Genomic DNA, 26,885 nt, shown 5'->3' on the forward strand with positions numbered 1-26,885 from the left:
TGGCTGCGATAGGTTACATATCGTCCCAATCAGGCAATCGGTCTCAAACAGCATAGGGAGAACAACCATGACCGCCAGCATCGTTGGATGGGCGCACACGCCGTTCGGCAAGTTCGATACCGAGACCGTCGAAAGCCTCGTGGTACGCGTCGCCAATGAAGCGCTGGCCGATGCCGGCATTTCCGCCGGCGATGTCGACGAGATCGTGCTCGGGCATTTCAACGCCGGGTTCTCGCCGCAGGATTTTACCGCCTCGCTGGTGTTGCAGGCCGACCCCAAGTTCCGGTTCAAGCCCGCAACGCGCGTCGAAAACGCCTGCGCGACCGGGTCGGCGGCGGTGCATCAGGGCATCCGCGCCATCACCTCGGGCAATGCCAGGATCGTGCTGGTGGTCGGCGTCGAACAGATGACGCGCACGCCCGGCGCTGAAATCGGCAAGAACCTGTTGAAGGCATCGTATCTGCCGGAAGACGGCGATACGCCCGGTGGTTTTGCCGGCGTGTTCGGCAAGATCGCGCAGAGCTATTTCCAGAAATACGGCGACCAGTCCGATGCGCTGGCGATGATCGCCGCCAAGAACCACAAGAACGGCGTCGCTAATCCCTATGCGCAGATGCGCAAGGATTTCGGCTTTGAGTTCTGTCGCGCCGAGAGCGAGAAGAACCCGTTTGTCGCAGGACCGCTCAAGCGCACCGATTGTTCGCTGGTGTCGGATGGCGCGGCAGCTCTGGTGCTGACGGATGCTGAAACCGCCAAGACCATGGGCAAGGCCGTCAACATCCGCGCCACCGCGCATGCGCAGGATTTCCTGCCGATGTCGAAGCGCGACATCCTGGCGTTCGAGGGCTGCACCGTGGCGTGGCAGCAGGCGTTGCAGAAGGCCGGCGTCGAACTCGCCGATCTTTCCTTTGTCGAGACCCATGACTGCTTCACGGTGGCCGAGCTGATCGAATATGAAGCGATGGGCCTGACGCCGCGCGGGCAGGGCGCCCGCGCCATCAAGGAAGGCTGGACCCAGAAGGACGGCAAGCTGCCGATCAATCCCTCCGGCGGCCTCAAGGCCAAGGGCCATCCGATCGGCGCCACCGGTGTTTCCATGCATGTGCTGAGCGCCATGCAACTGCTCGGTCAGGCGCCCGAGGGCATGCAGATCAAGAACGCAAAACTCGCGGGCATCTTCAACATGGGTGGTGCGGCGGTCGCCAATTACGTCTCGGTGCTGGAGCCCGCGAAGTAGGGCAAGCAAAACAGGAACTCCCGTCGTCCCGGCGAACGCCGGGACCCATAACCCCGGGCGCTCATTGTTGCCAAGGACTTTAGCTCCATCTCTAAATTGCGATTCCTCGCCGTATGGATCCCGGCTTTCGCCGGGACGACAGATAGAGCTCGTAGGGTGGGTTGAGCCCTTCGCGAAGCCCACCGCTTTCAAAGACGAAATTGCCAATGTCCGTTCGCCGGGACGAAGCAGAAATTATTTTCTCTTGCTCAGTCTTTCGCGTTTGACCCATTTCGGTCATCACATGGTGACTATCACTGCACGGGCACCGACGGGGCTGTCCTTTGCTTTCCCAACCACCAATACAGCCCAGCCGTTGTCAGCCCAGCGAGCGGAAGCAGCGCCGTGACCGGATCGGCAGCCCAGAGGCGCAAGTACACAAAGTAATTCTTTATCGGGAGGTCGGGACTACGGCTGCCCCAAGCAATCAATGTCAGCGATACGAATTCCACTGCGCCTAGCGCCAATCCAAGCAGGCAGACCTTGAAGCCAGTCATTTGTTGCTCCAAAGAGAGCAAGAACAGGCAAGGCAGGAAGAGCAATATTGTGCTGCCATACGAAACGATGCAACCCACGACCAGCACTGCCAGGGATGCTGGCAAGACGTCTCCCTCCCCGAGGGTAAGCATCGTGGCGCCGAAAATCACCGGCACAAATAGCGGCGCCAGGATCAGGCCGATCCAACTGAATCGCATCGCCTTCATTCCGCAGAGTCTCGATAAAATCGCTGGAGTAGCCGGGCGACGCCCTAACGGAGGAAGCCGAGCAGGTAATCGAGGACGCCACTGGACTACTTGCCAAATCGCACGGAGCGCTTTTGCTTGCGCATGAGGCCATCTCAAAGGCTAGCGTGCCGATGGTGTGTCGAGCCGAGTGGCTTTATGGTTCAGTGTCAATTCCACAGGGATTAGCATTGGGAGCAGCTCTTCCGAGGTGTGCTCTTGAATTACGGATTGAACCAATCGTGCGTAATCGACGACGGAAGTGGAGTTTGCTGACGTGAGCTGAGCCGCGATAACTTGCGGCGATGGCGACGCGGCGTTTATATTCTGAGGAGACAGGATGCGGCGAGCTTTGCTACTTTTTTGCGGTTGCAGCATGTTTGCCTGTCTGATTGCGATGACGCCTGCCGGGGCAACGATCGAAAAAATCATGAACCAGTGCGACGGCAAGTTGTGCCCATTCTTCCGTGCCTCGATCGTGATTCCCGAAGGCTGGGTCGAAGATAGGGATTCGACCCGTTACTTTAATTCGCAGTTCCTGCTACCCAAGGGCACCGATTTTGAAAAGGCGGCTGCAAAGATCTACGTTGCTGTAAAATACAATCGCAAGAAGCAGCCGATTTCTGACTTCATGCCCGAAAACATCGCGGACTGGCGCAGTCGCGCCAAGGACGCCAAAATTACCGACCTTGACGACCTTCCCCGCGGCGATGGCAAGGTCGCATTCGTGCGTCACCAGTTCGAGGCCGGAAGTCTTCATGAACAGGGCTACGAATTACAGGCGGTAACCACAGACGGCGACAATGACGGGAATGAGTTTTTGGTAACCATTACCCTGTCCGCCAACTCGCGGAAGGCCATGAAAGCCGCCGAACCGGCCTACCTGGCGATGCTGGGTAAGTACTGAGCTAAGGCGCGATATTTCTGGAAGAGGTCTGTTTCGGGAGAGTTACGAGTTACGGTGACAGTGCATTTAACTCTCGCCCTAACGGGCTGCACGAGGCGTAAAACCCCAACGATCGATGCGCGCAAAATCAAATTCGCAGGCTCGATTCAATCTGATTTTTCTGTCCATCCCTTCACATCTCCATGATATTTCTGATTTTCAGAAATTGTCCTTGACTCCAGACCCAAATCAGTTGCGTATTCCTCCCCATCCCGTCCCGAGAGAGGGGGCGTTGGCCATCGTCACTGACGTTGGGGCGGGGAGCGGTGGACGCGAAGGCTGCGACTGACGAGCGTGGCCCAAGCGGACGGCAAAGTCGTGTGGTCCTGACGCCCCGATGGCAGGTGTCAAGTTCCTGGGAAGCTCACGCTTCTTGGGAATGACGGTGACAAGCAAGCTATGGTCTCACCGGGGAGAGCACGAAAATAAGCCGTAAAACCATTGCGCAGGGAAGGCCGGAGTGTCTCCGCTGAACCTGTATGCTCGTGTGCGTTTTTGTTTACTGCTTGTGCACACGGGACCGCGGGTGCAGCGCGCACCCGGTCTTCCCTGCGCCCTCTATCTTTTGGGGCGAAATGAATTTGCAAAACTCGGGCGGATGCTGTCGCGAGAATGCGGAGTCACATCCAGCGGTTGTCCCGGCCTCCGCGCCGGGACCCAAACGGCGAGGACGCGCGTTTTCGGCAGTGTGGCGGATGCCTTCTGCAATCACCAAGGCCCGGGGTTATGGGTCCCGGCCTTCGCCGGGACGACGCTGAATGTGGCGCGCACGCATACGCCCATACGCCGGGCGCGCTTGATCTTGCCGGCGCCCTGCCGTTACGTGGCCAGAGAGCGGCGGCGCCCAATGCGCCGCACGCGACATCCGGGAGCGAAGCGTAACATGGGACCACTCGAGGGCATCAAGGTCATCGACATGACGACCGTGCTGATGGGGCCCTATGCCACCCAGATGCTCGGGGACTACGGCGCCGACGTTATCAAGGTGGAATCGCCCGATGGCGATGTGACGCGGCAGATCGGTCCGACCCGCCATCCCGGCATGGGGCCGGTGTTCCTCAACACCAATCGCAGCAAGCGCTCGATCTGCCTCGACCTGAAAAATTCTGCCGGACGGGACGCCGTGCTGCGGCTGATCGAAACCGCCGACGTGCTGATGTACAATGTGCGCCCCCAGGCGATGGCGCGGCTGCAGCTCGGCTACGACGTGGTTTCGAAACTCAACCCGCGGCTGGTCTATGCCGGCGTGTTCGGTTTCGGCCAGGACGGTCCCTATGCGGCCAAGCCTGCCTATGACGATTTGATCCAGGGCGGTTCGGCACTGGCGCATTTGATGGCGATCGGCGGCGACGGCACGCCGCGTTATGTGCCCAACGCGCTGGTCGATCGCATTGTCGGCACCCATGCGGTCGGCGCGATCCTGGCGAGCGTTATTCATCGCGATCGCAGCGGACACGGCCAGCGCGTCGACATTCCGATGCTGGAGACGATGTCGAGTTTCGTGATGGGCGACCACATGGGCGGTCTCACCTACGAGCCGCCGCTCGACAAAGGCGGCTACGCGCGGCATCTGTCGCCGGATCGCCGGCCCTACAAGACGTCAGACGGCTATATCTGCGTCATCGTCTACAACGACAAGCAGTGGGACAATTTCATCAAGGCGACCGGACGCGACGATCTGCGCACCGATCCGAAATTTGCGACCTTTGCGGCTCGCGCGATCAATATCGACTTTGTTTACGCCGAACTCGCCCGCATGCTGCTGGAACGTACGACCGCCGAATGGAGCGAGCTGCTCAACAAGGCCGACATTCCGACATTGCCGATGCACAGTCTCGAAAGCATCCTGACCGACGAGCATCTGACGGCTGTGAACTTCTTCCCCGTTGTCGATCATCCGACCGAAGGTGCCATCCGCAGCATGCGCGTTCCCGCCACCTGGTCCGACACGCCGGCAAAGCCCGAGCGGCTGGCGCCGCGCCTGAGCGAACATAGCGAGGAAATCCTGTGCGAAGCCGGATTTTCCGCAAGTGAAATAGCAGCCTTGATACGCGACGGCGTCACCAAGCCGGCGCCCGGCCCACAGGACTAAGCTCAAGGACTTAAGATCAAGGACCAAGATTATGGATTTCGCACTCTCGGACAACCAGGAATCGATCAAGGACGCCGTCGCAAAGATCTGCGCGCGTTTCGATGACGCCTATTGGCTGAAGAAGGACAAGGAGGGCGGTTTTCCGTTCGACTTCCACAAGGCGCTGGCGGACGCCGGCTGGCTCGGCATCTGCATCCCCGAGGAATATGGCGGCTCCGGCCTCGGCATCACCGATGCCGCAATCATGATGCGGACGATTTCAGAATCCGGCGCCGGCATGTCCGGCGCGTCCGCCGTGCATATGAACGTGTTCGGCCTCAATCCCGTGGTGGTGTTCGGCAGCAAACAACAGTGCCAGCGCATGCTGCCGCCGATCATTTCCGGTGCGGACAAATCCTGCTTCGCGGTGACCGAGCCCAATACCGGCCTCAACACCACGCAGCTCAAGACCCGCGCGGTGCGCAGTGGCGACAAATACATCGTCAACGGCCAGAAGGTCTGGATCTCGACCGCGCAGGTCGCCAACAAGATCCTGCTGCTGGCGCGCACCACGCCGCTGGAAGAGGTGAGGACCCCGACACAGGGGTTGAGCCTGTTCTATACGGATTTCGACCGCCAGCGCGTCGCGGTGCATGAGATCGAGAAGATGGGCCGCAAGCCGGTCGACTCCAACGAATTGTTTTTCGAGAATTTTGAAATTCCGGTCGAAGACCGCCTCGGCGAGGAAGGCCGCGGTTTTGAATATATCCTGCACGGCATGAATCCGGAGCGCATCCTGATCGCGGCTGAAGCGGTAGGGCTAGGGCAGGTGGCGCTGAAGCGTGCCTCGGACTACGCCAAGAGCCGCATCGTGTTCAACCGTCCGATCGGTATGAATCAAGGCATCCAGCATCCGCTGGCCAAGAACTGGATGGAGCTCGAGGCGGCCTGGCTGATGGTGCTCTCCGCGGGCTGGCAATATGACCAGAACTTGCCATGCGGTCCGGCGGCCAATGCCGCGAAATACCTCGCGGCCGAAGCCGGCTTCCACGCCTGCGAGCAGGCGGTGATGACCCATGGCGGTTTTGGTTACGCCAAGGAATTCCACGTCGAGCGGTATTTGCGCGAGTCCCTGATCCCGCGCATCGCGCCGATCAGTCCGCAGCTCATTCTCAGTTTTATCGCCGAGAAAGTGCTCGGCATGCCGAAGTCGTATTGAGGATGGAGAGCATGACCATCAACAGAGCGCTGCGCTTCTTCTCCCTCCCCCCTTGCGGGGGAGGGTCGGGGAGGGGGGTGAGCAACAGGCGCTGTGCTTGCGGCTACCCCCACCCCCAACCCCTCCCCGCAAGGGGGAGGGGAGCAAAGCCGCGGCGATCGCCATGAGCTTCATCACCGGCGTCGGGCTGACGTCCTATGGCAAGCATGAAGGTTCATCCTCGCTCGACCTGATGAGCCGGGCCGCGGAGCTTGCGATATCGGATGCCGGGCTGAAGCGGTCGGAGATCGACGGCGTTCTCTGCGGCTACAGCACGGTCTCGCCGCATATCATGTTGGCAACCGTGTTCGCCGAGCATTTCGGCATTCGGCCGTCCTACGCGCACGCCGTGCAGGTCGGCGGCGCGACTGGGCTTGCGATGACCATGCTGGCGCATCATCTGGTCGATGCCAATGTCGCCAAGCATGTGCTGGTGGTCGGCGGCGAGAACCGGTTGACCGGACAAAGCCGCGACGCCTCGATCCTGGCGCTGGCGCAGGTGGGCCATCCCGCCTATGAGGTGCCGCTGGGGCCGACCATTCCGGCCTATTATGGCCTGGTGGCAACCCGCTACATGCACGAATACGGCGTGACCCAAGAAGATCTCGCCGAGTTCGCCGTGCTGATGCGCAAGCATGCGCTGACCCATCCCGGCGCGCAATTCCATGAGGCGATCACCGTCACCGACGTGATGAATTCAAAGCCGGTGGCGCTGCCGTTAAAACTGCTGGATTGTTGCCCGGTATCGGACGGCGGCGCGGCGTTCGTCGTCAGTCGCGAACGCATCAACGAGGCCGGCGTGCGCGTGCTCGGCTGCGCGCAGGCGCATACCCATCAGCACATCACGGCAGCGCCCGCTCTCAGCGAACTCGGCGCCGAAATCGCGGTCGCCAAGGCCAAGGCTGCCTCAGGCGTCGCGATCTCCGACGTTCGTTATGCCGCAGTCTATGACAGCTTCACCATTACGCTGGCGATGCTGCTGGAAGATCTCGGCTTGGCCGGGCGCGGCGAGGCGGCGGCCCGCGTTCGTTCTGGATATTTCAACGGCGATGGCGCGATGCCGCTCAACACCCATGGCGGTCTCTTGAGCTATGGCCATTGCGGCGTTGGCGGCGCGATGGCGCATCTGGTCGAAACCCATTTGCAAATGACCGGACGCGCCGGCGATCGCCAGGTACGCGACGCCTCGATTGCGCTGCTGCACGGCGATGGCGGTGTGCTGTCGTCGCACGTCAGCATGTTCCTGGAGCGGGTGCGATGAGCGGCGAACAGGCATTGCAAGACTGGACATTACCAGACTGGACGCGTGGTGAGGCCGCGATCGTCTATCAATGCTGCGCGGCCTGTGGGGGCGTGCAGTATTTCCGCCGCAGCTTCTGCGCGGCGTGCGGGGCGCCTGATCCAGCGGACCGGCGCGCCAGCGGCGAGGGAACGGTGTATGCGACGTCGCTGGTATGCCGGGCTGCTACGCCGGAGACGCGCGCGCACGTGCCTTACAACATCATTCTGGTCGATACCGCCGAGGGCTTTCGCATGATGGCCCATGGCGACAACGACCTTGCGATCGGCGACAAGGTCACCGCACGGTTCGAGCTGTTCACTGGGCGTCTGGTTCCTTATTTTGCCAAGGCAAAATAAGAACGAAGAGGATTGCGGCGCTTGCGCGAGTCGAACGAAGCGATCCAGTACGACAAACAGGAAGCTGGATCGCTCCGTCGCATTTACTTCTCGCAACGGCTGGCGTCACCGCCAGTAGAAAATAATGCCGGCGATGACCAGCATTGCCGTCACCGCCAGCATTTGCGCAAGCGCTTCCGAGGCCGCCCTTTTGGTGGCTTCCTTCACGTTTATCTCCCTAGACTCGGGCATGATTCAACGTTGCGCCAAAAGCGCGAACGACGATCAAGAGATTTACTCGGAACACCCCACGACGAGTATTCGCTTTAGACTGAGTCCCCACTCAGCGAATATCGACTGTGCCAAGGTCGAACAGCAATGCGGCGGCATTTTGACTCCGGCGTGTTGCTCTCGCGTCAGCTGCCGGATAGGGTTTGGCCGAACTAACGTCCGACAAAACCAATAACAAGTTCTGGAAAACCAAGGTGAATCATGGCCCGCATTGACTACAGCGATCCCGCCAAAGCCAACGACCGCACGCGCGAAATTCTCGGCAAGAACCGCAACGCCAACATCTTCCGCATGATGGCGCATTCGCCGAGTTATTTCGAACAATACTGCCGGCTCGGCGGCGCGATCCGCAACAAGGGCGAACTCGATCCGGTGATCCGTGAACTCGCGATCACGCGCACCGGCATCCTGTGCGAGGCGCCTTATGAGATCGTGGCCCACAAGCGCATCGGCAAGAATGTCGGCGTCACCGACGAACAGAACGCGGCGCTGGAAGACTGGCAGTCCGCCACCTGCTTCAACGAGGTGCAGCGCGCCGCGCTTGCCTTCACCGACGAGATCGTAAAACTGCGCCGTCCGACCGATGCGACCTTCAACGACATCGCGGCCAGACTGACGCCGGGGGCGCTGGTCGAATTGCAGCTCTCGGTCGGCTTCTACATCATGACGTCGAAGTTTCTGGAAACCTTCGCGATCGATCTGCAACCCGTGACGGAAGTGATTGCTTGAGCAACGCGGAACCTGAGGTTTCGGTAGCCGCGGCCATCGCTCGATTGCGCGCGGCGATGGCCACGGTCGCCAATGGCGATGTCTCGGCGATCAAGCAGCTTTATTCGCAGACCGCGGATGCGACCAGCTTCTACGGCTGGGGCGGTTATGAAAAGGGCGCAGCCGCGGTCGCAAAGCGCTGGGACTGGGCCGGCAGCCACTTCAAGGGCGGGACGGTCCGTTACGAAAACGTTTCGACGGTCGCAACGCCTGAAATGTTCTATGTGACCGATATCGAAACCTTCGAGAACCAGCGCGTGGCCGGCGTCGATGGCGTCACCGGATGGTCCAACCGGGTGACGCATATTTTCCGCCGCGAAGCAGGCGAATGGCGCTTGCTCCATCGCCACGGCAACCGGCTGGAAGCGCAACACGAGCCCGCCGCCAAACTGGCGAGATGACCCGTGTCGGCGGCGACGGACGTGTTTTGCGTAGAACCCTACAGGCTTCCGGCGAAAGCGCGGAAGGTCGGGTTGGCTCGCAGGGCGTCGCGGCCGGCGGATATCACGCTGTCGACCTGCTCGGGCGGTAACCGGAAGCGGGTCGGCACGGTCTCGAGTTCGGCCGCCCGCGCCGGATCGAGCTGATCGAAGCCGACACGTCCGATGAAGAATTTCAGGTCGTGACAGTTCCAGCCGGGACGTGCGCCGAACCTGGCGCGCTCCGCCGCGGACAGGCCACAGCGCCATTTGATCAGGGCGCTCTGCCAATCGCCCATGGTGCCATCGAAGGCGGTGAAGCTCGCACCGACGCTGGCATCGATCGCGGTGTCCGCCGCCGCCTTGACCAGGTCGACACCGCTCGGACCTTCCACGGAATTGATCCAGTTGCCGGAAACGCCGGTCTTGGCATCGACGACGAGAAACAAGGCACGGCGCAGCTTGACCGCCTGTTGCGGTGTCAGCGGGCCATAGGGCGTCTCGGCGGACAGCCGCGCGATGGTGAAACCGGACAGTCCGTAATTGTCGACCAGGCCGCCATCGAGCAGCTTGATGTAGGGCATGGTCCCGTCGTGATAGCGGTTGATCGCCTTGGCATAGGAGCTGAGGATCGGTTGCGCATGGCGGTCGTCGCGCGCCTTGACGATCCAGGCCGGTAAGGGATCGCTGCATTCCCGTGCGAACGTCTGAATGACGACCGGGGCGAAGGCGACCGGCACCGCGGCAGACGCCGCGACGGCATTCGCCAGCGGATATTTCGCAAGGTCGCTGCACATGGCGTTGAAGGTCGTCGCGCTGAATATGAATGGCGTGCGGTTATAGATATCGGAGGCGTTGATCCAGACCCGGGGGCGCTCGGTCTCATGAAGATCGGCAAAGGTCGCGCCATTGAACAGATTGGCATCGAGCCAGCGCGGAAAGCCCTGGGAGTCGTTGATGCCGCCGGCCAGCGCCCTTCCGATGGTTCCGAGCGTCAGGTCGGTCTGCAGCCCTTCCTCGGCGTTGCGCATCAGGAAGCGCTCGCGGAAATCGTCCAGCGCGGCGCGCTTTCGCAAGCCGTAATAGGCGGCGGTCACCGCGCCGCCGGATACGCCCGAAATGAAGTCCAAACGGTCGAGCATCGAGGCGCTCGCGCCCCGTACCGGCGTGTGCTGCATTTCCGTCAGCACGCCAAATGAAAACGCCGCGGCCCGGGTTCCACCGCCTGAAAACGACAGCCCGACGAGGTCGGCATCTTCCTCGGCGCCCACATCGTAATTGAGACGAACCTTGTCCGCGAGGCCAGCGCTGCTGCCGGGCTGGTTGACGGGCGCGTTCTGAATCGATGCGCAGCCGAGCAGTGCGAGGCAAAGCCCGGTGATAAAAACTGCAGAACGCATACGCCTAACGTCACCAATTGGGGATATCGGCCCTATAGCCCACGAGATTGCGTCCGGATGATGCCGAAAGCCAATTAAGTCGGATATCCCGGCGGCGTGGAAATATCGTTAACGGCGGTCTCACGGCCGGGCGCACCGGGCCGTAACCAAAGCCGGTCTGACCGGAATCCGCCCGCAAATGTCCGCTTCGGCGCTTGGCCGAGAGCGGGCACGCCCGCATGTCGTCAGGGCCTAAGACGCCTGCGACATGCGATGATCGACCCGATCTGGGGTTCGGCTCAATGCGCCAGCGCGGCTTGCCCCGCGCCCACGGCCTGCTCGCGCCTCTGGTCAATGCGCAAGGTCGCGGCGACGACGGCGCCAACGACCGCGCAGCCCGCCAGCAGCAGCAGCCCCACCGTGAAGTTTCCAGTCAGATCCTTCATGTAGCCCATCAAGAACGGGCCGGCGAAGCCGGACAGATTGCCCAGCGAGTTGATGGCCGCGATCCCGGCCGCGGCCGATGCGCCGGTCAGGAAACTCGCCGGCAACGGCCAGAACATCGGCGGCACCGCCGAGATGCCGATCTGCGCGAAGCAGAGCAATGCCATGATGAGGACGGGACTGGAGACAAGCCCTGATAGTCCGACCCCGATCGCGGCCATCAGCAATGCCACGGCGACATGGCGTTTCCGCTCCATCGTGCGATCCGAATGCCGGCCGAGCAGCACCATGCCGATGGCGCCGAATACGAACGGCAATGCCGCCAATAACCCGGTCTGGGTATCGGTGACCCCAAACCCCTTGATGATGGTCGGCAGAAAAAAGGCCACGCCGTAGCCCGCCGCATTCAGGCAGAAATAGACCAGCGCGCACGACAAAATGCGGATATCCGTCATGGCCTGAAACAGGGAAAGATGCTCGACCTGCTCCTTGTTCTTTTTCTCGGTGGCTTGCACGTTCTCCAGCCACGCGATCTCGTCCGGTTGCAGCCAACCGGCCTGGCGTGGAAAATCGGTCAAATAGAACAGCACGCCGAGGCCGACCAGAATGGACGGCAGCGCTTCAAAAATGAACAGCCACTGCCAGCCGACCAGTCCCCAGCCCGACACGTTCAGCAGCATTCCCGATATCGGCGACCCCACGATGGAGGAGATCGGAATGGCCAGCATGAAGAAACTGATGACCCGCGCCCGGTAGACCGCGGGAAACCACAGCGTGAGATAGAAGATGATCCCGGGAAAGAAGCCGGCCTCGCATCCGCCGAGCAGCAAACGCAGCGTATAGAACACCGTTTCATGCGACGCCCCGGTCGCTGTGCTGATCTGTGGGATGAAGGCGAACGCCGCGGAGACGATGCCCCAAGAGATCATGATGCGGGCGATCCAGACCCGCGCGCCGACCCGCTCCAGAAACAGGTTGGAAGGAACCTCAAACATGAAATAGGCGATGAAGAACAGGCCGGCCCCCAGTCCGAAGGCCGCCTCGCTGAAACCCAGCGCCTGGTTCATGTGCAGCTTGGCGAAGCCGACATTGACGCGATCGAGATAGGCAACGAAATAGCACAGGATCAGAAACGGGATCAGCCGCCGCATCACTTTGCCGATGACACGTTTTTCCACCTCGTCCATGGCGCTGTCTCCCGTTCCCTGAATTTGCCGCCCTTGAGCCGGGCTGGCTTGACCCGACTATGACGCGCTCGGGGTTGCCGCGCCAAGGCTTTTTTAACGATGCCATTTTTACGATGCCATGCCGCGATCGATTGATGCGCTGCGGCAATCCGAGAGAGGCGATCGCGACGCGCCTCAATTATCGGTAGACGAGCAGGGGCAAATTGCGATCAAACTTGGCTGGCTTCTCGTGGCAAGGGCGGCTGCGGGCAGACGAGATAAAATCAACAAATTGGGCAGGAGAACATCATGCGGGCTGACGGAAACACATCCCTTACGCGTCATGCCCTCGCTTTTGTGCTGGCCGGCGGGCGCGGTAGCCGGCTGATGGAACTGACCGATCGGCGCGCCAAACCCGCCGTCTATTTTGGCGGCAAGTCGCGCATCATCGATTTCGCGCTCTCCAATGCCATGAACTCCGGCATCCGCCGGATCGCGGTTGCCACCCAATACAAGGCCCACAGCCTTATCCGGCATCTGCAGATGGGTTGGAACTTCTTTCGGCCCGAGCGCAACGAGAGTTTTGACATTCTGCCCGCGAGCCAACGCGTTTCCGAAACCAACTGGTATCTCGGGACCGCGGATGCGATTTATCAGAACATCGATATCATCGATGGCTATGGCGCCCGGTACATCGTCGTTCTCGCCGGCGACCACGTCTACAAAATGGACTACGAGTTCATGCTGCAGCAGCATGTCCAGCAGCGAGCGGACGTCACCATCGGTTGCCTCGAAATGCCGCGAGAGGAATCCAGCGGCTTCGGTATCATGGATGTCGACGATCAGGACGTTATCCGGAGTTTCCTGGAGAAGCCGGCGGATCCGCCGGCGATGCCGGGCAAGCCCGACAAATCCCTGGCCAGTATGGGAATCTATGTCTTCGATACAAAGTTTCTGTTCGAGGAACTGCGGCGCGACGCCAATGATCCCAACTCAAGTCATGACTTCGGCAAGGATATCATCCCACATATCGTAAAACACGGCCGCGCGGTGGCGCATCAGTTCAGCCGTTCCTGCGTCCGTTCCGGCAACGATCCACGCAGCTATTGGCGGGATGTGGGGACCGTGGATGCGTATTGGGCTTCCAACATCGATCTGACGGATATTCTTCCCGAACTCGATCTTTACGACCGGTCATGGCCGATCTGGACCCACGCCGAAATCACGCCGCCGGCGAAATTCGTTCACGATGAGGAAGGCCGTCGCGGCGAGGCGGTCACCTCGCTCGTCTCAGGCGGGTGCATCGTATCCGGCGCATCGTTGCGTCGTTCCCTGCTCTTTACCGGAGTGCATCTGCATTCCTGGGCCAAGGTTGAAAACGCCGTGATCCTGCCCTATGTCGACGTCGGCGAGAGTGCACGACTGGCGAACGTGGTCATCGACCGCGGCGTGCAGATTCCAGACGGGCTGGTGGTCGGAGAAGATCCCGAACTTGATGCCAAGAGATTCCGCGTCACCGAACAAGGCATCTGCCTGATTACGCAGGCGATGATCGACGGACTGGCGAGATGAGCCCCATTCGGGTTCTTTCGGTCGCGTCGGAAATCTATCCGATCGTCAAGACGGGTGGTCTGGCCGACGTGGCCGGGGCGCTGCCGATGGCTTTGAAGGCCGAAGGCGTCGAGATGCGCACGCTGGTGCCCGGCTATCCCGGCGTCATGCAGGCGTTGCAAGCGGCGGACGAGGTTCTCACTCTGCCCCATTTGCACGGGGGGCCGGCGCGCGTCCTGAGTGGCTCGAGCGCGGGGCTTGATCTCCTGGTGCTCGATGCCGCGCATCTTTTTGCCCGCCCGGGAAACCCTTATTCGTCACCGGATGGTGCCGACTGGCCCGACAACGGCATCCGTTTCTCGGCACTCGGAAGAATAGCCGCTGACATCGGCCAGGGATCGATCCCGGCATTCGCCCCTGACATCGTGCACGCGCACGACTGGCAGGCCGGGCTGACCCATGCCTATTTGCAGTATAGCGGCCGGCCGCGGCCCGGCACGGTGATGACCGTCCACAATTTGGCCTTCCAGGGACAGTTTCCGCGCGCGCTTCTCGAACAGATCGGATTGCCGTCCCACTCGTTCGATATCGACGGGGTCGAATATTACGGCGCCATCGGATTTCTAAAGGCCGGGCTTCGGTTCGCGGATCGCATCACGACGGTGTCGCCGACCTACGCGGCCGAAATCCAGCGTCCCGATGAAGGCATGGGGCTCGACGGTCTGCTGCGCGGGCGGTCGGACGTATTGAGCGGAATTCTCAACGGGATCGATATTTCGGTCTGGAATCCGGCGACCGATCCCCAGATTGCGTCCCCTTTCAACGCCGATCATCTGGGGAATAGAGCAGCCAACAAGGTCGCGCTGCAACGGCGATTTGGCCTTCGGGACGCACCGGAAGCATTGTTGCTCGGCGTGATCAGCCGGCTGTCCTGGCAAAAGGGGCTTGATCTCCTGTTGGAGGCGCTTCCGGCCGCCCTCGGCGAGGATATCCAAATCGCGGTGCTGGGAAGTGGCGATCAGGATCTTCAGGGGCGTTACATGGCTGCCGCTGAAGCCAAGCCCGACCAGATCGGCGTGTCGATCGCCTATGACGAAAGCCTCGCGCATCTGATCCAGGCCGGCGCCGATGCGCTGGTGGTGCCGTCGCGGTTTGAGCCATGCGGGCTTACCCAGCTATGTGCGCTGAGGTACGGCGCGGTTCCTGTGGTGTCTCGCGTCGGTGGGTTGGTTGATACCGTGGTTGACGCGGATGAGCCGGGTGGCGCCAGCGAGCCCGCGACCGGAGTAAAATTCGGTCCCGTGACGGCCGAACAGCTTACCGGCGCGCTGCGCCGGGCAAATGTCCTGTTTCGCAACAAACCCGTTTGGCGACAGCTTCAGCACAATGGCATGGCCGTCGATGTCTCCTGGCGTCATCGAGCAAGCCAATATGCCGAATTGTATCGTCAGATCGTCAAGGCGCGTCAGGTTGGCTAATTTAGCTCGCCGTCAGGACGCTCACCTTGGTGTTGGCCACGATCAGGCGATCGGCGAGCAATTGCGCTAGATTGTGCATGATGCGTTCGCCGACCCGCGGCCGTTGTTCGCGAAAGCGCTGGAAATCGGCCAGCGGCACTTCAAGGGCGGTGACGGATTTATCGGCCAGCACATCGGCGGAGCGATGCGCCTCCAATAGCGCCATTTCGCCAAACGCCATGCCTGCGGTGAGCGTGGCGATCCGGACGCCGTTCGGCAGCCGGACATGGACGATGCCGCTTTTGAGGAAGAACAGCGACAGCGGCGGCTCGCTGGCGGCGATGATGGTAGTACCCGCTTCGTAGTTTCGGATCGTACCTAGCGACGCGAGATCGGTGAGTTCCTGCGCGCTCAATCCCGCGAGCAATGGTTGTTCGGACAGTTCGGTCATTGCATGGGAGTCGATCGCGCCGCTGTAGCGGTAGACGATCTGGTCCTCGGCCCATTCGATGCAATCGTCGAGCAGCCGGAAGTTACGTAGGTTCGAAATCCCCTCGGTCCATTCAGCGATCGCCTGCCATGTCGGTGACGATCGTTCGATGCCGGACAGGATCGCGGTGACATTGAAAGCCGCGAGTTCGCGAAAGCCTTCGGCGAGCAGACGACCGGCCGGCCGCGTGATCACGGCAACGCGTCGCAGGTCGAAAATAATGAAGGACGGCCGTGGCTTGGCCGCGATCTGCCGCGACACATAGTCGATGTTGGCGAATGTCAGCGTGCCCATCAATTCGATGATGCGGACGTCATGATGATGGGCGGCGAGCAGCCGCTGCTCATGCGGGCGACGGCTGCGGCGCGACGGGCTTTGCCCGAGGTCGTAATCAGCGATGATGCTGTTGCGGGCGTTGTCGTTGCGATTCATCATGTGCAGGTCGTAATGCGACGAAAGCGCTTCGCAGACCTTGATGCCGCGCACGCTGTTGCCGTGCTTGTCGAGTTTCGGCGAATAGCTGCCGAGCCCGAGCCGCGCCGGCAGCGACGCCAGGATGCCGCCGCCAACGCCGCTCTTGGCGGGAATGCCGACGCGATAGATCCATTCGCCGGCGTAGTCGTACATGCCGGAACTGGTCATCACCGAAAGCGTTCGCGAGATCGCGTAGGGGGTCATGACCTGCTCGCCGGTCACGGGATTGATGCCGCGATTGGCCAATGTAGCCGCCATCACCGCAATATCTCGCGCCGTCACCAGTACCGAGCATTGCCGAAAATAGACATCCAGCACCGCGTTGACGTCGTCGGTCACGACGCCCGAATTGCGCAAGAGATAACCGATCGCGCGATTGCGGTCGCCTGTCGCGCTTTCCGACGCATAGACCGCTTCGTCCATCGAAAGTTCGCGCCCGGCGAACCGTCCCAGCGCCTGGCGGATATAGTCGAAGGCGCCGGCGCCCTTGGATTCATGGATCAGGCCGGAGCATGCGATCGCGCCGGCGTTGACCATCGGGTTGAAGGGATGGTTCTCGGCGTTGAGGCGGATCGAGTTGAAGGGGTCGCCGGAAGGCTCGACGCCGATCGCACGTTCCACGCGTTCGGCGCCGAGCGTATCCAGCGCTAGCGCGAACACGAATGGTTTCGACATCGACTGGATCGTGAAGGGGATACGGCTATCGCCGACCTCATAGACATGGCCGTCGATGGTGGCGAGGCTGATGCCGAAACGAGCCGGATCGGCCTTGCCCAGTTCCGGAATATAGTCGGCGACGTTGCCGGCGTTCTCGGTGACAAAGTCCTGATAGCAACGCTCGAGGAACCGCAGCAGAGGCGTTTTGGAGCCGGTCCAGTGATTGGCGTGATGGACCGTGGCCGAAGGCAGGATATTCATGGTTGTCCAGTCCGCGCGAGGTTTGGCGCGGGCTGATTTTACGCCGCATCGGCGCGTGCTGAAACCGGCGCGACCGCCTTTATTCGCGGCAACAAAAACGCCGCGTTATCGTTTTGCCCAGAAACGAGGCTTTCAGGTCTCCAGAATGGCGAGAACCTGTCCCTCCGCGACGACATCGTCCAGTTTGACCAGGATGGATTTGAGTTTTCCCGAAGCCGGCGATGACACCGGAAGCTCCATTTTCATGGCTTCGACAAATACAACGTCGTCGCCATCGCCGACGCTCGCGCCAACCTCAATGGGTAGCGCGCAAACGCGTCCCGCTACTTCGGTGACAATCTTGATTTCTGGCATTTCGCTCCCCGGTGAAGCCGCCGCGCGTTGGCATACAGGATACATGCGTCGGGAAGGGCGGGCGCCCTCGGCTTACTGTTGTAGCTGCAGATTGCCTGAGGTAGCTTGATCCGCAAGTGGAATTTTATTCCGCACAACGAAATTGGATAGGGCATGGGACGACGTTCGGAGCGGCTCAGCAAACAGGGAATGCTCGCCAGCGATCTCGCGGGCGAGGGTGATGTCATCCAGGTGGTGTCGCGCGCCTTCGACGTGCTGCGCTGCTTCGAGGGCCATGAAGCGCGGCTTGGCAATCTCGAGATTTCCAACCGCTGCGGGCTGCCGCGATCGACGGTATCGCGCCTCACGCACACGCTGACCCGGATGGGTCAGTTGGTCTATCTGCCGCACGACCAGAAATACCGCATCGGCCCGAGCGCGGTCGCCATGAGCGCCTCGATGATGCGCGGCTTGCAGTTGCGCAATCTGATCCGCCAGCGATTGCAGGATGTGGCCGAGCAATTGCCGGGAACCGTCGGGTTTCTGATCCCGGATCGGTCTCATATGGTTTATCTCGAACATGCCCGCGCGGACAATGCGCTCGGCCTGCACGAAGGCACCGGCACCCGCATCGCGATCGCCTCCACCGCCGCGGGCCACGCCTACGCCGCAGCGCTGGATGCCGATGTCGGCGATGCGTTGCTGATGGAAATGGAACGTGAAAGTCCTGAAAGCGCCAAGCTGCTGCGGCCGCGGATTGAGGACAACCGCCGCTTTCTGCGCGAACATGGCTATGTCGTGGTCTGCGGATTGTGGAGCCCGCATATCAATGGTCTCGCGGTGCCGGTGTGGTCGCCGCAATATCAAACCTTCGCCGTCGTCACGATCGGCCTGTTGTCGGCGATGTATGACGAGAAGCGGCTGCACCAGGAGGTCGCGCCGCGGCTTCTGCAATTGGGCGCCGCGGTCCATGGCCTGCTCGACGGCACCGACACCGATATTTTCAGCAATCGGATCGAGAACAAGCCGCTTCCGGTAACCGCCCAAAAAAATAAAATCATCAAGACGGAGGATACCAATGAACTGGAAGCCGGAGCTCGACGATCTCGCGCGGCGCCAAGCCTTCGCGCGCGAGATGGGCGGCGCTGACAAGGTCAAGCGTCAGCACGACCAGGGCCGGCTTACCGTTCGCGAGCGTATCGACAGGCTGATCGATACAAACAGCTTTCACGAGGTCGGCGCCATTTCCGGCGTCGCCGAATATGACGAAAGCGGTGAGCTCACACAATTGACGCCGGCCAATTGCGTGTTCGGCCGCGGCAAGGTCGACGGCCGGACCGTGGTCGTGGTCGGCGATGACTTCACGGTGCGCGGCGGCTCGGCCGATGCCTCGATCTCGGCAAAACCGTTGATGGCCGAAGAGATGGCGCATGATTTCCGGCTGCCGATCATCCGGGTGATCGAAGGCTCGGGCGGTGGCGGCTCGGTGAAGACCATCGAAACCAAGGGCGCGGCCAATCTGCCCGGCGGCATCGGCGGCACGCGCTGGTATTCGTACACGACCGCCAACATGGCCCGCGTGCCGGTGGTGGGCCTCGGATTGGGTTCGGTGGCGGGGCTTGGTGCGGCGCGGCTCGCGGCGACGCATTATTCGGTTATGACCAAGAGCTCGGCAATGTTCGTCGCGGGTCCGCCGGTCGTGAAACGTCTGGGCCAGGATCTGACCAAGCAGGAGCTTGGCGGCGCCGACATCCAGACCCGTGCCGGTGGCGTCGATCATGCCGCCGACACCGAGGAGGAGGCCTTTGCCTGCGCGCGGCGTTTCCTGTCGTATCTGCCGTCCTCCGTGTACGAGTTGCCGCCGACGCTGGCCTGCGACGATGATCCGGAGCGCGCGGAAGACAGCCTGATGAAGGCGGTGCCGCGCAATCGCCGTCAGGTCTACAAGATGCGCCCGATCATCGACGCCGTCGTCGACAAGGGATCGTTCTTCGAGGTGAACACCCATTTCGGCCGCTCGATGATCGTGGGTCTGGCGCGGCTCGAAGGCCGTGCAGTGCTGCTGCTCGCGAGCGATCCCTTTCACTATGGCGGGTCGTGGACCGCCGACGCCTGCCAGAAGGTGGTGCGCTGGGTCGACTTCGCCGAGACCTTCCATCTGCCGGTGGTCTATCTGATGGATTGCCCGGGCTTCATGATCGGGCTCGAGGCCGAGAAGGCGGCGACCATCCGTCACGGCGTGCGCGCGATGGCCGCGGTCAATCAAAGCACCGTTCCCTGGTGCACCATCATCGTGCGCAATTCCTTTGGCGTCGCCGGCGTGGTGCATCAACCCGCCGATCGCTTCTCGATGCGCTATGCGTGGCCGTCGGCCTATTGGGGTTCGCTGCCGCTGGAAGGCGGCATCGAGGCCGCCTATCGCGCCGACATCGACGCCGCCGAGGATCCGAAAGCCAAGCTGAAGGAAATCGAGGACCGGCTCAACAAGCTGCGCTCGCCGTTTCGTTCGGCCGAAAAATTCTGGGTCGAGGAGATCATCGATCCCCGCAAGACCCGCTCGCTGTTGTGCGAATTCGCGCGTCTCGCGGAGCCGATCCGCAGCGTAGGCCCGGCGGCCAATATGAGGATCAGGCCGTAGCCTCAGTCCGTCGTGATACAAAGCCGTCATTGCGAGGAGCGCAGCGACGAAGCAATCCAGCTTGCTTTGTGGTTCTGGATTGCTTCGCTCCGCTCGCAATGACGTACCCCTACGCCACCACCGGCTTCGGCTGCCGCGAGATCGCCAGCGTCATGAGAGACGCGACAATGCACAAGGCGCCGGCGACGAAGAACGCCGGCAGGTAGCTCGCGAGCAGGGTACGCGACAGGCCGGCGCCGAAGGCTGCGGTGGCGGCGCCCAGTTGATGGCCGGCAAAAATCCAGCCGAACACCAGATTGGCGCGCTCGGGCCCGAAGCGTTGCGTGGTCAGCCGCACCGTCGGCGGCACCGTGGCGATCCAGTCGAGGCCGTAGAACATCGCAAACAGCGACAGGCCGTAGAACGAAAAATTGGTGAACGGCAGGAACACCAGCGACAGGCCGCGCAGGCCGTAATACCAGAACAGCAGATAGCGGTTGTCATAGCGATCCGACAGCCAGCCCGAGGCGATGGTGCCGACGAAATCGAAGATCCCCATCGCCGCCAGCAGGCTCGCGGCCTGCACCTGTGGAATGCCGAAATCGAGGCACATCGGAATCAGATGCACCTGGATCAGGCCGTTGGTGCTGGCGCCGCAGATGAAGAACGTCGCGAACAGAATCCAGAACACCCGCGTCTTTGAAGCGTCGCGCAGCGTGCCGAGCGCCGCCGCCATGATCGGCGCATTGTTCGGCGCAGGCTGCGGCAGCGGCCCTTTGCCGTCATCGCCGAACGGTCGCAAACCGAGATCGCCGGGGCGATCGCGCATCACCAGCAATACCGCGAACGCCGCGACGCCGAGCATGCCGCACATCAGCCCGAGCGCGGTCCGCCAGCCCATGACTTCGGTGAGGTGGGCCAGCAGCGGCAGGAACACCAATTGTCCGGTCGCAGCACTGGCGGTGAGGATTCCGACCACCAGGCCGCGCCGGGCGTTGAACCAGCGCGCGGCAATGGTGGCGCCGAGCACCAGCGCCGTCATACCGGTGCCGATGCCGACCACGACGCCCCACAGCAGGATCAGTTGCCAGACCTGCGTCATCGCCAGCGAAATCAGCAGCGCCGAGACCACCGTCAGCAATGCTGCGAGCGTGACGTTGCGCAAGCCATAGCGGTTCATCAAGGCGGCCGCGAACGGCGCCATCAGCCCGAACAGGACGAAGCGGATCGACAGCGCCGAGGAAATCTCCGCGGTGCTCCAGCCGAACTCTTTTTGCAGCGGTACGATGAACACGCCGGGCGCGCCCACCGCGCCGGCGCTGACCAGCGCGGTCAGGAAGGTCACGCCGACCATCACCCAGCCGTAATGAATATTGCGGCGGGCGAGCGCAGCCGACAGCCAATTCGAGATCATTGAGCCTCAGAAGCCTTCCCTGGTTTTATTTTCACCGGTGCATCCTGGCACAGTGGCCGCTAGACCAAAATGCCTAAGTTCCCTCATTTTCAGACGCATGCCGGAATGCTAGTCTTACTGCGTCACAACGGGCCTATCCCGTCATCCCCGGGACGAACGCGGAGCGTTCGCCCGTTGGTGCGCGCTCTTTCTTGCGCGCCTCGAAGGATGGCCGCAAGCACGACGCTGAACACCATCCTTCGAGGCGCGCCGAAGATGGCGCGCACCTCAGGATGACGGTGGAGTTGTTGCGCGGAGGACGATGACCGCGAGTCTGTGTGTCGCTTCCTCAGTGTCAATTTTCTGTGCCGCATGCTTCGAGACGCCGCTTCGCGGCTCCTCAGGATGAGAGGATAAGCCCGTTGTGACGCAGTAAGACTAGTGCACGATACGCTCGATCGCGATGGCGGTGGCTTCACCGCCGCCGATGCAGAGCGAGGCGACACCGCGCTTCAGACCGTGCGCTTCGAGGGCGTGCAGCAAGGTCACGATCAGGCGTGCGCCGGTCGCGCCAATGGGGTGGCCGAGCGCACAGGCGCCGCCATTGATGTTGAGTTTTTCGCGCGGGATGCCGAGATCGCGGGCTGCTGCCATCGGGACCACCGCGAAGGCCTCGTTGATCTCGAACAGATCGACGTCACTGATGCTCCAGCCGACCTTGTCGAGCAGCTTGCGGATCGCGGGGATCGGCGCGGTGGTGAACCATTGCGGTTCCTGGCTGTGGGTGGCGTGACCCTTGATCTCGGCCAGCGCCGGCAGGCCGTCGCGATCGGTGAGCGAGCGGCGCGCCAGGATCAGCGCTGCGGCACCGTCGGCATTGGCCGAGGACGCCGCCGGCGTGATGGTGCCGTTGGGGCGGAATGCCGGCTTCAATCCGGGAATTTTGGCGGGGTCGACCTTGAGCGGAATTTCGTCATGGCCGATGGTGCGTGGGCCGGCCTTTTCGGTGACCGTCAGCGGCACGATCTCGGCCTTGAACGCGCCGCCTTCGACCGCCTTGCGGGCCCGGGTCAGCGTCTCCATCGCGTAGGTGTCCTGGTCCTTGCGGCTGAATTGATAGGCCTCCGCGGTCTGTTCGCCGAAATCGCCCATCGAGCGGCCGACCTCATAGGCGTCCTCGAGGCCGTCCATCATCATGTGGTCGATGATGCGGTCGTGGCCGGCGCGGTAGCCGCCGCGGGCCTTCGCCAGCAAATAGGGCGCGTTGCTCATGCTCTCCATGCCGCCGGACACCACGATCTCGGCCGAGCCGGCGTTGATGATGTCATGCGCCAGCATGGTGGCCTTCATGCCGGAGCCGCAGACCTTGTTGATGGTGGTGGCACCCACAGCATCCGGCAGCTTGGCGCCGCGCGCGGCCTGGCGCGCCGGTGCCTGGCCCTGTCCGGCCGGCAGCACGCACCCCATGAACACTTCGTCGATCCGTTCCGGCGACAATTTGGCCCGTTCGACCGCAGCACCAATCACATGGGAACCGAGTCTGTGGGCGCTGAAAGGCACGAGATCGCCGAGGAATTTGCCGAGCGGGGTGCGGGCGGCGGAAACGATGACGACCGGATCGGAAGCTGTGGCCATGGCGGCTCCTTGGATGTCGAATTGGATTATGTGCATCATATGATGCGGCGCAAAAATTGCAACGGGAGTCGGGGGCTAAATTTGTCGTGAGGGGTGCCAAAGCCGTCATGCCCGCGCAGGCGGGCATCCAGTACGCCGCGAGTTCTCGATTCCATCGTTGGCGCCTCGGAATACTGGATCGTCCGCCGAAGCCTGTGAAGCTATCTCGACGTCATCCTGAGGTGCGAGCTCTTGCGAGCCTCGAAGGATGGCCGCGAGCACCGAGCTGAACACCATCCTTCGAGACGCGGCCAAGTGGCCGCTCCTCTGGATGAGGTTCCGGTGTATCCCGAGCCTGGCGCGGACGACGTTTGAATATAACTCCGCGTTCTCGCGACACCATGCGCCCGAGTTTTGCAAATTCGTTCGCCCCAAAAAGAAGAGGGCGCAGGGAAGACCGGGTGCGCGCTGCACCCGCGGTCTCGCGTGCAAATAGTCACAAAGCAAAGCGCACACGAGCATACAGGTTCAGCGGAAAACACTCCGGCCTTCCCCGCGCAATGGTTTTACGACTTATCTTCGTGCTCTCCCCGGTGAGACCAAAGCTTGTTTGTCACCGTCGCCCCCGAGAAGCGTGAGCTTCCCAGGAACTTGACACCAGCCATCGGGGCGTCAGGACCACACGACTTTGCCGTCCGCATCAGCCGCGCTCGTCAGTCGCAGCCTTCGCGTCCACCGCTCCCCGCCCCAACGTCAGTGACGATGGCCAACGCCCCCTCTCTCGGGACGGGATGGCGAGGAATACGCAACTGATTTGGGTCAAGAGTCAAGGATAATTTCTGAAAATCCGAAATGCCATGGAGGCGAGAAGGGATAGACACCGTAACTCCACCTTGGCACCACCGGCACCGCGCCAGCTCATGGGCGGCGTCACCTCGCCCTTGACGGCTGGCCCACATCAGCCCAACCCGGCGCCCATGACAATCATCGAAACCATCACTGAGCACCGTTGCGAAGCACTGACGATCAGCGACATCCCGCCCTATCGCTGCACCACCAGCGCCACCGCGGACCGGCGTGGCCGGGCAGTCTGTGCCAACCATGCCCTTGCCCTGCGCATTCGCTGGTTTGACGATGCCGCCGCACTCCATGGCGATCACCCGGCGCCCCCGGCGTAAGGCCCGGAGCAAGTCCCCCAGCCGTGACCCGCGATCGTAAAACGGCCGCGCCGGAACAAAATTGCCCGGTTTCCCTTGATTGAGAGATCAGAGGACTGTCGATGCCGAGTAGCCAGCTAAAGCGAGCCGAACGAGCGATACAGACGATTCGGGATCAGAGCGAGCTTCCGCCAGAAACGGCAGACGCACTGCAAGAGCTGGTCGACGTCATCCGGGCAATCGAAGGGCGTTTGTCGGCGCTCGAAGGCAAGGAGAATGCGAGCCCCACGGATGCGATGAACCTGCCAAACCAGAAATGAACGGCCGCCCGACACGTGGTTGTGGCCGCACGGCAACGAAACTTTTGTTCCTGTAGCGGAACCGCTCATTTCCATTTACGTCACGCCCGGCATGTCCTTAGCTTTGCGCACCGGGGCTGGGGCGCGTTCATAAACAATCAATTTTCGAACCCGGAAGCCGCAGTGCGTAAATGCCTGCGGCTTTTCATTTCAGAACTGGATGAAGCGGCTGTGCTCGATGAACCGCCAGCGCCAAAAGAAACGACCCCAGCGCGGGGGGCAACTGAGGCCGTCCTTGGGGTGTGCCGAGGGCGGAAGCGGCACGATTCATTAAATCTCAAATCCGGGGATTGTTCCCTGCGTCATGCGGGGTTCGTTGGGGAAGCGACAACCTGCCGTTTCTGACTTCGCCAAAAGCTCTTTCAGGCACACTGGAGCGCGCCCGCGTGACGCCTGAGAAAGTCCCCGCAGCTACAGCTAATAGGGATGGGCTGCCCGAATGAGGATCATGGTCCTGCTATTTTGTTTCATATTGGCCGGATGCGCTGGCGATCGGCTGAAACCGCCAACAAAATGTGACGCGGTCTCGGCGGTTTTATCAAATCCGTCCACTACGCCTCATCAGGAGGCGGCAGCGATGGAAATGGGCCGGAACAACCATTGTTTCGGAAATTGACCGCAAAGACATCCTTGGACGATAAGTAAAAATTAAGAGATCGAAACCTATTGCTTTTCGATTCGCCGTAGACTCACGAAACCTTTTTGAAACACAACCGAAGCCGTTTTTCGGTGGACGCGAAGTCATCTAGAGATCGAGCTTCCATATTGTGGGGGCGGTCGATCACCCAGGAGATTGCCATGACTGCAATTGCAAAAGCGTTCTCGAATGTCATTCCTGCGATCTCGCCCGATTTCGACATTATCAAAACAGTCGCCGTCTTCTGCGGGGTTGGTCTGTGTGTTTCTCTCATCCTCGCTTCCTACGGCTTGGACCTCAGCGCCGGCTTTTTTTAGCTTTCCTTTACCGCCGTTCATCATCGTCGGCATCGGCATGCCCCCACTTGTGAGGCGCGGCTCACGCGCTGGTCATGTTGCTTTGCACAGTCCTCTTTAGCACCTCGACAAATTCAGTGGCGCTGGCCGGCGAAAATCCATAGCCGACTGATCACAGACCGCGCGACAAGCTAACTTCATTGGCAATATATTCCTACTGGGAATTGGGGGCGCTGTCCGTGTTCAAACCCCTGTGTCCTAACTTCAATCCGGCGGTGTCCTAATTCGCAAATGATTCGCCGTGCGGAACACGAATTAATTCGACTTTCGGATGTGAGAGGATTTTTAGTTCCATCCGGTCATAGGCCGGCGCTTCCGGGCGTGAACCAAAATTAAACATGGTCTTTCGACGGGACAATCTCAGCCCTTTCCCGAATTGTCATCACCCGATGCAACCCAAGAACGCCCGCACTGCCCGAAGTGTCGGATGCGGATGATAACGGTTTCGAATCCGGAACCAGCTCGCTTCGAATGCCTGCGGTGTTCCCTATTCGGAACCAATGCGGTCAACTAATTAGTCAGTATACTGTCATAATTCAGCATGGCTGATAGGCGACCGTATGACTACGGGTATCGCCTCTAACGCGCGCCCCGTACTGAGCGGCATGCCTAAATTCCCTTGCCGACCCAATTGCCCGAAGTGCGGGATGAACATGTTCGGGACTTCGTCCGGGAACAAAAAGACCTATGAGTGCATGCGATGCGGCCATGTCGAGGCGCGCGGCGAAAAGAAGTAAGGCCGCCTCAGTTGGCGGCCTCTTTCATTCAATCATCTGTCATGATCCGGATGCACCCACTTGTAAGGCGCAATCGCGCGCTGTTCAGTGAGCTTGATCATATGCACGCGCGGCGAATAACGCGGCGTCCGGCACGATCTGCATTTCAACGCCGCCTCCAATTTCCAGATCGGCGTGTCGCGCGGCCTGCGGACATGTTCAAGCGGGATGCTGGCTTCGGTTTCACAACGATGGCATTTGACCTGTAGCCAGCCATAGCCGCCGTTGAGGCATTGCGCGATCGTTGGCGAAGGCTGGCCGAGAAGCTGTTAGCGCTTCGATTTCTTCTTTGCCTTCTTTGCTTTTTTCGCCTTCTTCGGCATCATTTTCTTGACGGCCTTCTTCGCTTTTTTAGCCAGAGATTTTGCGGCCTTAACGACGCGTTTCTTAACTGAC

Annotated in this window: 22 protein-coding genes and 1 pseudogene; 15 read left to right on the top strand and 8 right to left on the bottom strand. The window is 61.2% G+C overall.

Going from position 1 to position 26,885, the window contains the following annotated elements; translation table 11 throughout:
• Nucleotides 1–67 precede the first annotated feature (67 nt).
• Nucleotides 68–1,237: an acetyl-CoA acetyltransferase gene (locus GSQ88_RS00805; protein WP_159005325.1), complete on the top strand. Its 1,170-nt coding sequence runs from the start codon at nucleotides 68–70 to the stop codon at nucleotides 1,235–1,237.
• Nucleotides 1,238–1,530: 293 nt separating this feature from the next.
• On the opposite strand, the gene GSQ88_RS00810 is transcribed toward GSQ88_RS00805, so the two are convergent.
• Nucleotides 1,531–1,980: a hypothetical protein gene (locus tag GSQ88_RS00810; protein ID WP_159005326.1), complete on the bottom strand. Its 450-nt coding sequence runs from the start codon at nucleotides 1,978–1,980 to the stop codon at nucleotides 1,531–1,533.
• Between the two features lie 394 nt (nucleotides 1,981–2,374).
• Between GSQ88_RS00810 and GSQ88_RS00815 the strand changes: the two genes are divergently transcribed.
• The 7 genes from GSQ88_RS00815 to GSQ88_RS00845 all read left to right on the top strand — a co-directional run bounded on the left by GSQ88_RS00815 (nucleotide 2,375) and on the right by GSQ88_RS00845 (nucleotide 9,350).
• On the top strand, nucleotides 2,375–2,905 hold the full coding sequence (locus GSQ88_RS00815; RefSeq protein WP_159005327.1) for a hypothetical protein: 531 nt from the start codon (nucleotides 2,375–2,377) through the stop codon (nucleotides 2,903–2,905).
• Nucleotides 2,906–3,827: 922 nt separating this feature from the next.
• Nucleotides 3,828–5,036, top strand: a complete 1,209-nt coding sequence (locus GSQ88_RS00820) for a CaiB/BaiF CoA transferase family protein (RefSeq protein ID WP_159005328.1) — start codon at nucleotides 3,828–3,830, stop codon at nucleotides 5,034–5,036.
• Between the two features lie 31 nt (nucleotides 5,037–5,067).
• Entirely contained in the window at nucleotides 5,068–6,234 is a 1,167-nt protein-coding gene (locus tag GSQ88_RS00825; RefSeq protein WP_159005329.1) for an acyl-CoA dehydrogenase family protein, read from the top strand.
• 163 nt (nucleotides 6,235–6,397) lie between these two features.
• Nucleotides 6,398–7,534 carry a thiolase family protein gene (locus tag GSQ88_RS00830; protein ID WP_159005330.1) on the top strand — a complete coding sequence of 379 codons (1,137 nt, stop codon included), beginning with the start codon at nucleotides 6,398–6,400 and terminating at the stop codon, nucleotides 7,532–7,534.
• The gene (locus GSQ88_RS00835) at nucleotides 7,531–7,911 is read left to right on the top strand and encodes a Zn-ribbon domain-containing OB-fold protein (protein WP_159005331.1); all 381 of its coding nucleotides are present in this window, start codon (nucleotides 7,531–7,533) and stop codon (nucleotides 7,909–7,911) included. The genes GSQ88_RS00830 and GSQ88_RS00835 overlap by 4 nt, the downstream gene beginning before the upstream one ends.
• A 471-nt stretch (nucleotides 7,912–8,382) precedes the next feature.
• On the top strand, nucleotides 8,383–8,910 hold the full coding sequence (locus GSQ88_RS00840) for a carboxymuconolactone decarboxylase family protein (protein ID WP_159005332.1): 528 nt from the start codon (nucleotides 8,383–8,385) through the stop codon (nucleotides 8,908–8,910).
• The gene (locus GSQ88_RS00845; protein WP_159005333.1) at nucleotides 8,907–9,350 is read left to right on the top strand and encodes a YybH family protein; all 444 of its coding nucleotides are present in this window, start codon (nucleotides 8,907–8,909) and stop codon (nucleotides 9,348–9,350) included. The genes GSQ88_RS00840 and GSQ88_RS00845 overlap by 4 nt, the downstream gene beginning before the upstream one ends.
• 38 nt (nucleotides 9,351–9,388) lie before the next feature.
• On the opposite strand, the gene GSQ88_RS00850 is transcribed toward GSQ88_RS00845, so the two are convergent.
• Entirely contained in the window at nucleotides 9,389–10,768 is a 1,380-nt protein-coding gene (locus GSQ88_RS00850) for a patatin-like phospholipase family protein (RefSeq protein WP_159005334.1), read from the bottom strand.
• A gap of 278 nt (nucleotides 10,769–11,046) precedes the next feature.
• Entirely contained in the window at nucleotides 11,047–12,378 is a 1,332-nt protein-coding gene (locus GSQ88_RS00855; protein WP_159005335.1) for an MFS transporter, read from the bottom strand.
• A gap of 288 nt (nucleotides 12,379–12,666) precedes the next feature.
• Between GSQ88_RS00855 and glgC the strand changes: the two genes are divergently transcribed.
• Together glgC and glgA are read left to right on the top strand one after the other, a co-directional pair.
• Entirely contained in the window at nucleotides 12,667–13,929 is a 1,263-nt protein-coding gene (gene glgC / locus GSQ88_RS00860; protein ID WP_159005336.1) for a glucose-1-phosphate adenylyltransferase, read from the top strand.
• Nucleotides 13,926–15,386 carry a glycogen synthase GlgA gene (glgA, locus tag GSQ88_RS00865; protein ID WP_159005337.1) on the top strand — a complete coding sequence of 487 codons (1,461 nt, stop codon included), beginning with the start codon at nucleotides 13,926–13,928 and terminating at the stop codon, nucleotides 15,384–15,386. Before glgC ends, glgA begins: the two co-directional genes overlap by 4 nt.
• A gap of 1 nt (nucleotide 15,387) precedes the next feature.
• Here glgA and glsA read toward each other — a convergent pair whose 3' ends face one another.
• Nucleotides 15,388–17,247 carry a glutaminase A gene (gene glsA / locus GSQ88_RS00870; protein WP_159005338.1) on the bottom strand — a complete coding sequence of 620 codons (1,860 nt, stop codon included), beginning with the start codon at nucleotides 17,245–17,247 and terminating at the stop codon, nucleotides 15,388–15,390.
• A gap of 132 nt (nucleotides 17,248–17,379) precedes the next feature.
• On the bottom strand, nucleotides 17,380–17,601 hold the full coding sequence (locus tag GSQ88_RS00875) for an acyl-CoA carboxylase biotin carboxyl carrier protein subunit (RefSeq protein WP_159005339.1): 222 nt from the start codon (nucleotides 17,599–17,601) through the stop codon (nucleotides 17,380–17,382).
• Between the two features lie 153 nt (nucleotides 17,602–17,754).
• Here GSQ88_RS00875 and GSQ88_RS00880 point away from each other — a divergent pair, with 153 nt between their 5' ends.
• Nucleotides 17,755–18,729, top strand: a complete 975-nt coding sequence (locus GSQ88_RS00880; RefSeq protein WP_159005340.1) for an IclR family transcriptional regulator — start codon at nucleotides 17,755–17,757, stop codon at nucleotides 18,727–18,729.
• Nucleotides 18,659–20,218, top strand: coding sequence for an acyl-CoA carboxylase subunit beta (locus GSQ88_RS00885; RefSeq protein WP_159005341.1), 1,560 nt, complete (start codon nucleotides 18,659–18,661; stop codon nucleotides 20,216–20,218). The genes GSQ88_RS00880 and GSQ88_RS00885 overlap by 71 nt, the downstream gene beginning before the upstream one ends.
• Nucleotides 20,219–20,327: 109 nt before the next feature.
• On the opposite strand, the gene GSQ88_RS00890 is transcribed toward GSQ88_RS00885, so the two are convergent.
• Both GSQ88_RS00890 and GSQ88_RS00895 read right to left on the bottom strand, forming a co-directional pair.
• Complete coding sequence (locus tag GSQ88_RS00890; protein ID WP_159005342.1) at nucleotides 20,328–21,611, bottom strand: MFS transporter; 1,284 nt, start codon at nucleotides 21,609–21,611, stop codon at nucleotides 20,328–20,330.
• 417 nt (nucleotides 21,612–22,028) lie between these two features.
• On the bottom strand, nucleotides 22,029–23,225 hold the full coding sequence (locus tag GSQ88_RS00895; protein WP_159005343.1) for an acetyl-CoA C-acyltransferase: 1,197 nt from the start codon (nucleotides 23,223–23,225) through the stop codon (nucleotides 22,029–22,031).
• Between the two features lie 956 nt (nucleotides 23,226–24,181).
• On the opposite strand from GSQ88_RS00895, the gene GSQ88_RS00900 reads away from it, so the two are divergent.
• The 3 genes from GSQ88_RS00900 to GSQ88_RS00910 all read left to right on the top strand — a co-directional run bounded on the left by GSQ88_RS00900 (nucleotide 24,182) and on the right by GSQ88_RS00910 (nucleotide 25,674).
• Nucleotides 24,182–24,382: a hypothetical protein gene (locus GSQ88_RS00900; RefSeq protein WP_159005344.1), complete on the top strand. Its 201-nt coding sequence runs from the start codon at nucleotides 24,182–24,184 to the stop codon at nucleotides 24,380–24,382.
• 101 nt (nucleotides 24,383–24,483) lie between these two features.
• Complete coding sequence (locus GSQ88_RS00905; protein WP_159005345.1) at nucleotides 24,484–24,681, top strand: hypothetical protein; 198 nt, start codon at nucleotides 24,484–24,486, stop codon at nucleotides 24,679–24,681.
• 837 nt (nucleotides 24,682–25,518) lie between these two features.
• Nucleotides 25,519–25,674 (top strand): response regulator, encoded by a 156-nt coding sequence (locus tag GSQ88_RS00910; RefSeq protein ID WP_159005346.1) that lies wholly within the window; start codon nucleotides 25,519–25,521, stop codon nucleotides 25,672–25,674.
• 808 nt (nucleotides 25,675–26,482) lie between these two features.
• Here the strand turns inward: GSQ88_RS00910 and GSQ88_RS36110 are convergent.
• Nucleotides 26,483–26,746, bottom strand: a pseudogene (locus GSQ88_RS36110) (hypothetical protein); the annotation flags it as partial.
• Nucleotides 26,747–26,885 lie beyond the last annotated feature (139 nt).

Source organism: Bradyrhizobium sp. S69 (assembly GCF_009766005.1).
In the GTDB taxonomy this organism is placed as follows: domain Bacteria; phylum Pseudomonadota; class Alphaproteobacteria; order Rhizobiales; family Xanthobacteraceae; genus Bradyrhizobium.

Excerpts from the sequence above, each read along its gene's own strand:
- GSQ88_RS00805 (WP_159005325.1), top strand. The coding sequence starts at position 68 with ATGACCGCCAGCATCGTTGGATGGGCGCACACGCCGTTCGGCAAGTTC.
- GSQ88_RS00810 (WP_159005326.1), bottom strand. The coding sequence starts at position 1,980 with ATGAAGGCGATGCGATTCAGTTGGATCGGCCTGATCCTGGCGCCGCTA.
- GSQ88_RS00815 (WP_159005327.1), top strand. The coding sequence starts at position 2,375 with ATGTTTGCCTGTCTGATTGCGATGACGCCTGCCGGGGCAACGATCGAA.
- GSQ88_RS00820 (WP_159005328.1), top strand. The coding sequence starts at position 3,828 with ATGGGACCACTCGAGGGCATCAAGGTCATCGACATGACGACCGTGCTG.
- GSQ88_RS00825 (WP_159005329.1), top strand. The coding sequence starts at position 5,068 with ATGGATTTCGCACTCTCGGACAACCAGGAATCGATCAAGGACGCCGTC.
- GSQ88_RS00830 (WP_159005330.1), top strand. The coding sequence starts at position 6,398 with ATGAGCTTCATCACCGGCGTCGGGCTGACGTCCTATGGCAAGCATGAA.
- GSQ88_RS00835 (WP_159005331.1), top strand. The coding sequence starts at position 7,531 with ATGAGCGGCGAACAGGCATTGCAAGACTGGACATTACCAGACTGGACG.
- GSQ88_RS00840 (WP_159005332.1), top strand. The coding sequence starts at position 8,383 with ATGGCCCGCATTGACTACAGCGATCCCGCCAAAGCCAACGACCGCACG.
- GSQ88_RS00850 (WP_159005334.1), bottom strand. The coding sequence starts at position 10,768 with ATGCGTTCTGCAGTTTTTATCACCGGGCTTTGCCTCGCACTGCTCGGC.
- GSQ88_RS00855 (WP_159005335.1), bottom strand. The coding sequence starts at position 12,378 with ATGGACGAGGTGGAAAAACGTGTCATCGGCAAAGTGATGCGGCGGCTG.
- glgC (WP_159005336.1), top strand. The coding sequence starts at position 12,667 with ATGCGGGCTGACGGAAACACATCCCTTACGCGTCATGCCCTCGCTTTT.
- glgA (WP_159005337.1), top strand. The coding sequence starts at position 13,926 with ATGAGCCCCATTCGGGTTCTTTCGGTCGCGTCGGAAATCTATCCGATC.
- glsA (WP_159005338.1), bottom strand. The coding sequence starts at position 17,247 with ATGAATATCCTGCCTTCGGCCACGGTCCATCACGCCAATCACTGGACC.
- GSQ88_RS00875 (WP_159005339.1), bottom strand. The coding sequence starts at position 17,601 with ATGCCAGAAATCAAGATTGTCACCGAAGTAGCGGGACGCGTTTGCGCG.
- GSQ88_RS00880 (WP_159005340.1), top strand. The coding sequence starts at position 17,755 with ATGGGACGACGTTCGGAGCGGCTCAGCAAACAGGGAATGCTCGCCAGC.
- GSQ88_RS00885 (WP_159005341.1), top strand. The coding sequence starts at position 18,659 with ATGAACTGGAAGCCGGAGCTCGACGATCTCGCGCGGCGCCAAGCCTTC.
- GSQ88_RS00890 (WP_159005342.1), bottom strand. The coding sequence starts at position 21,611 with ATGATCTCGAATTGGCTGTCGGCTGCGCTCGCCCGCCGCAATATTCAT.
- GSQ88_RS00895 (WP_159005343.1), bottom strand. The coding sequence starts at position 23,225 with ATGGCCACAGCTTCCGATCCGGTCGTCATCGTTTCCGCCGCCCGCACC.
- GSQ88_RS00900 (WP_159005344.1), top strand. The coding sequence starts at position 24,182 with ATGACAATCATCGAAACCATCACTGAGCACCGTTGCGAAGCACTGACG.
- GSQ88_RS00905 (WP_159005345.1), top strand. The coding sequence starts at position 24,484 with ATGCCGAGTAGCCAGCTAAAGCGAGCCGAACGAGCGATACAGACGATT.
- GSQ88_RS00910 (WP_159005346.1), top strand. The coding sequence starts at position 25,519 with ATGACTGCAATTGCAAAAGCGTTCTCGAATGTCATTCCTGCGATCTCG.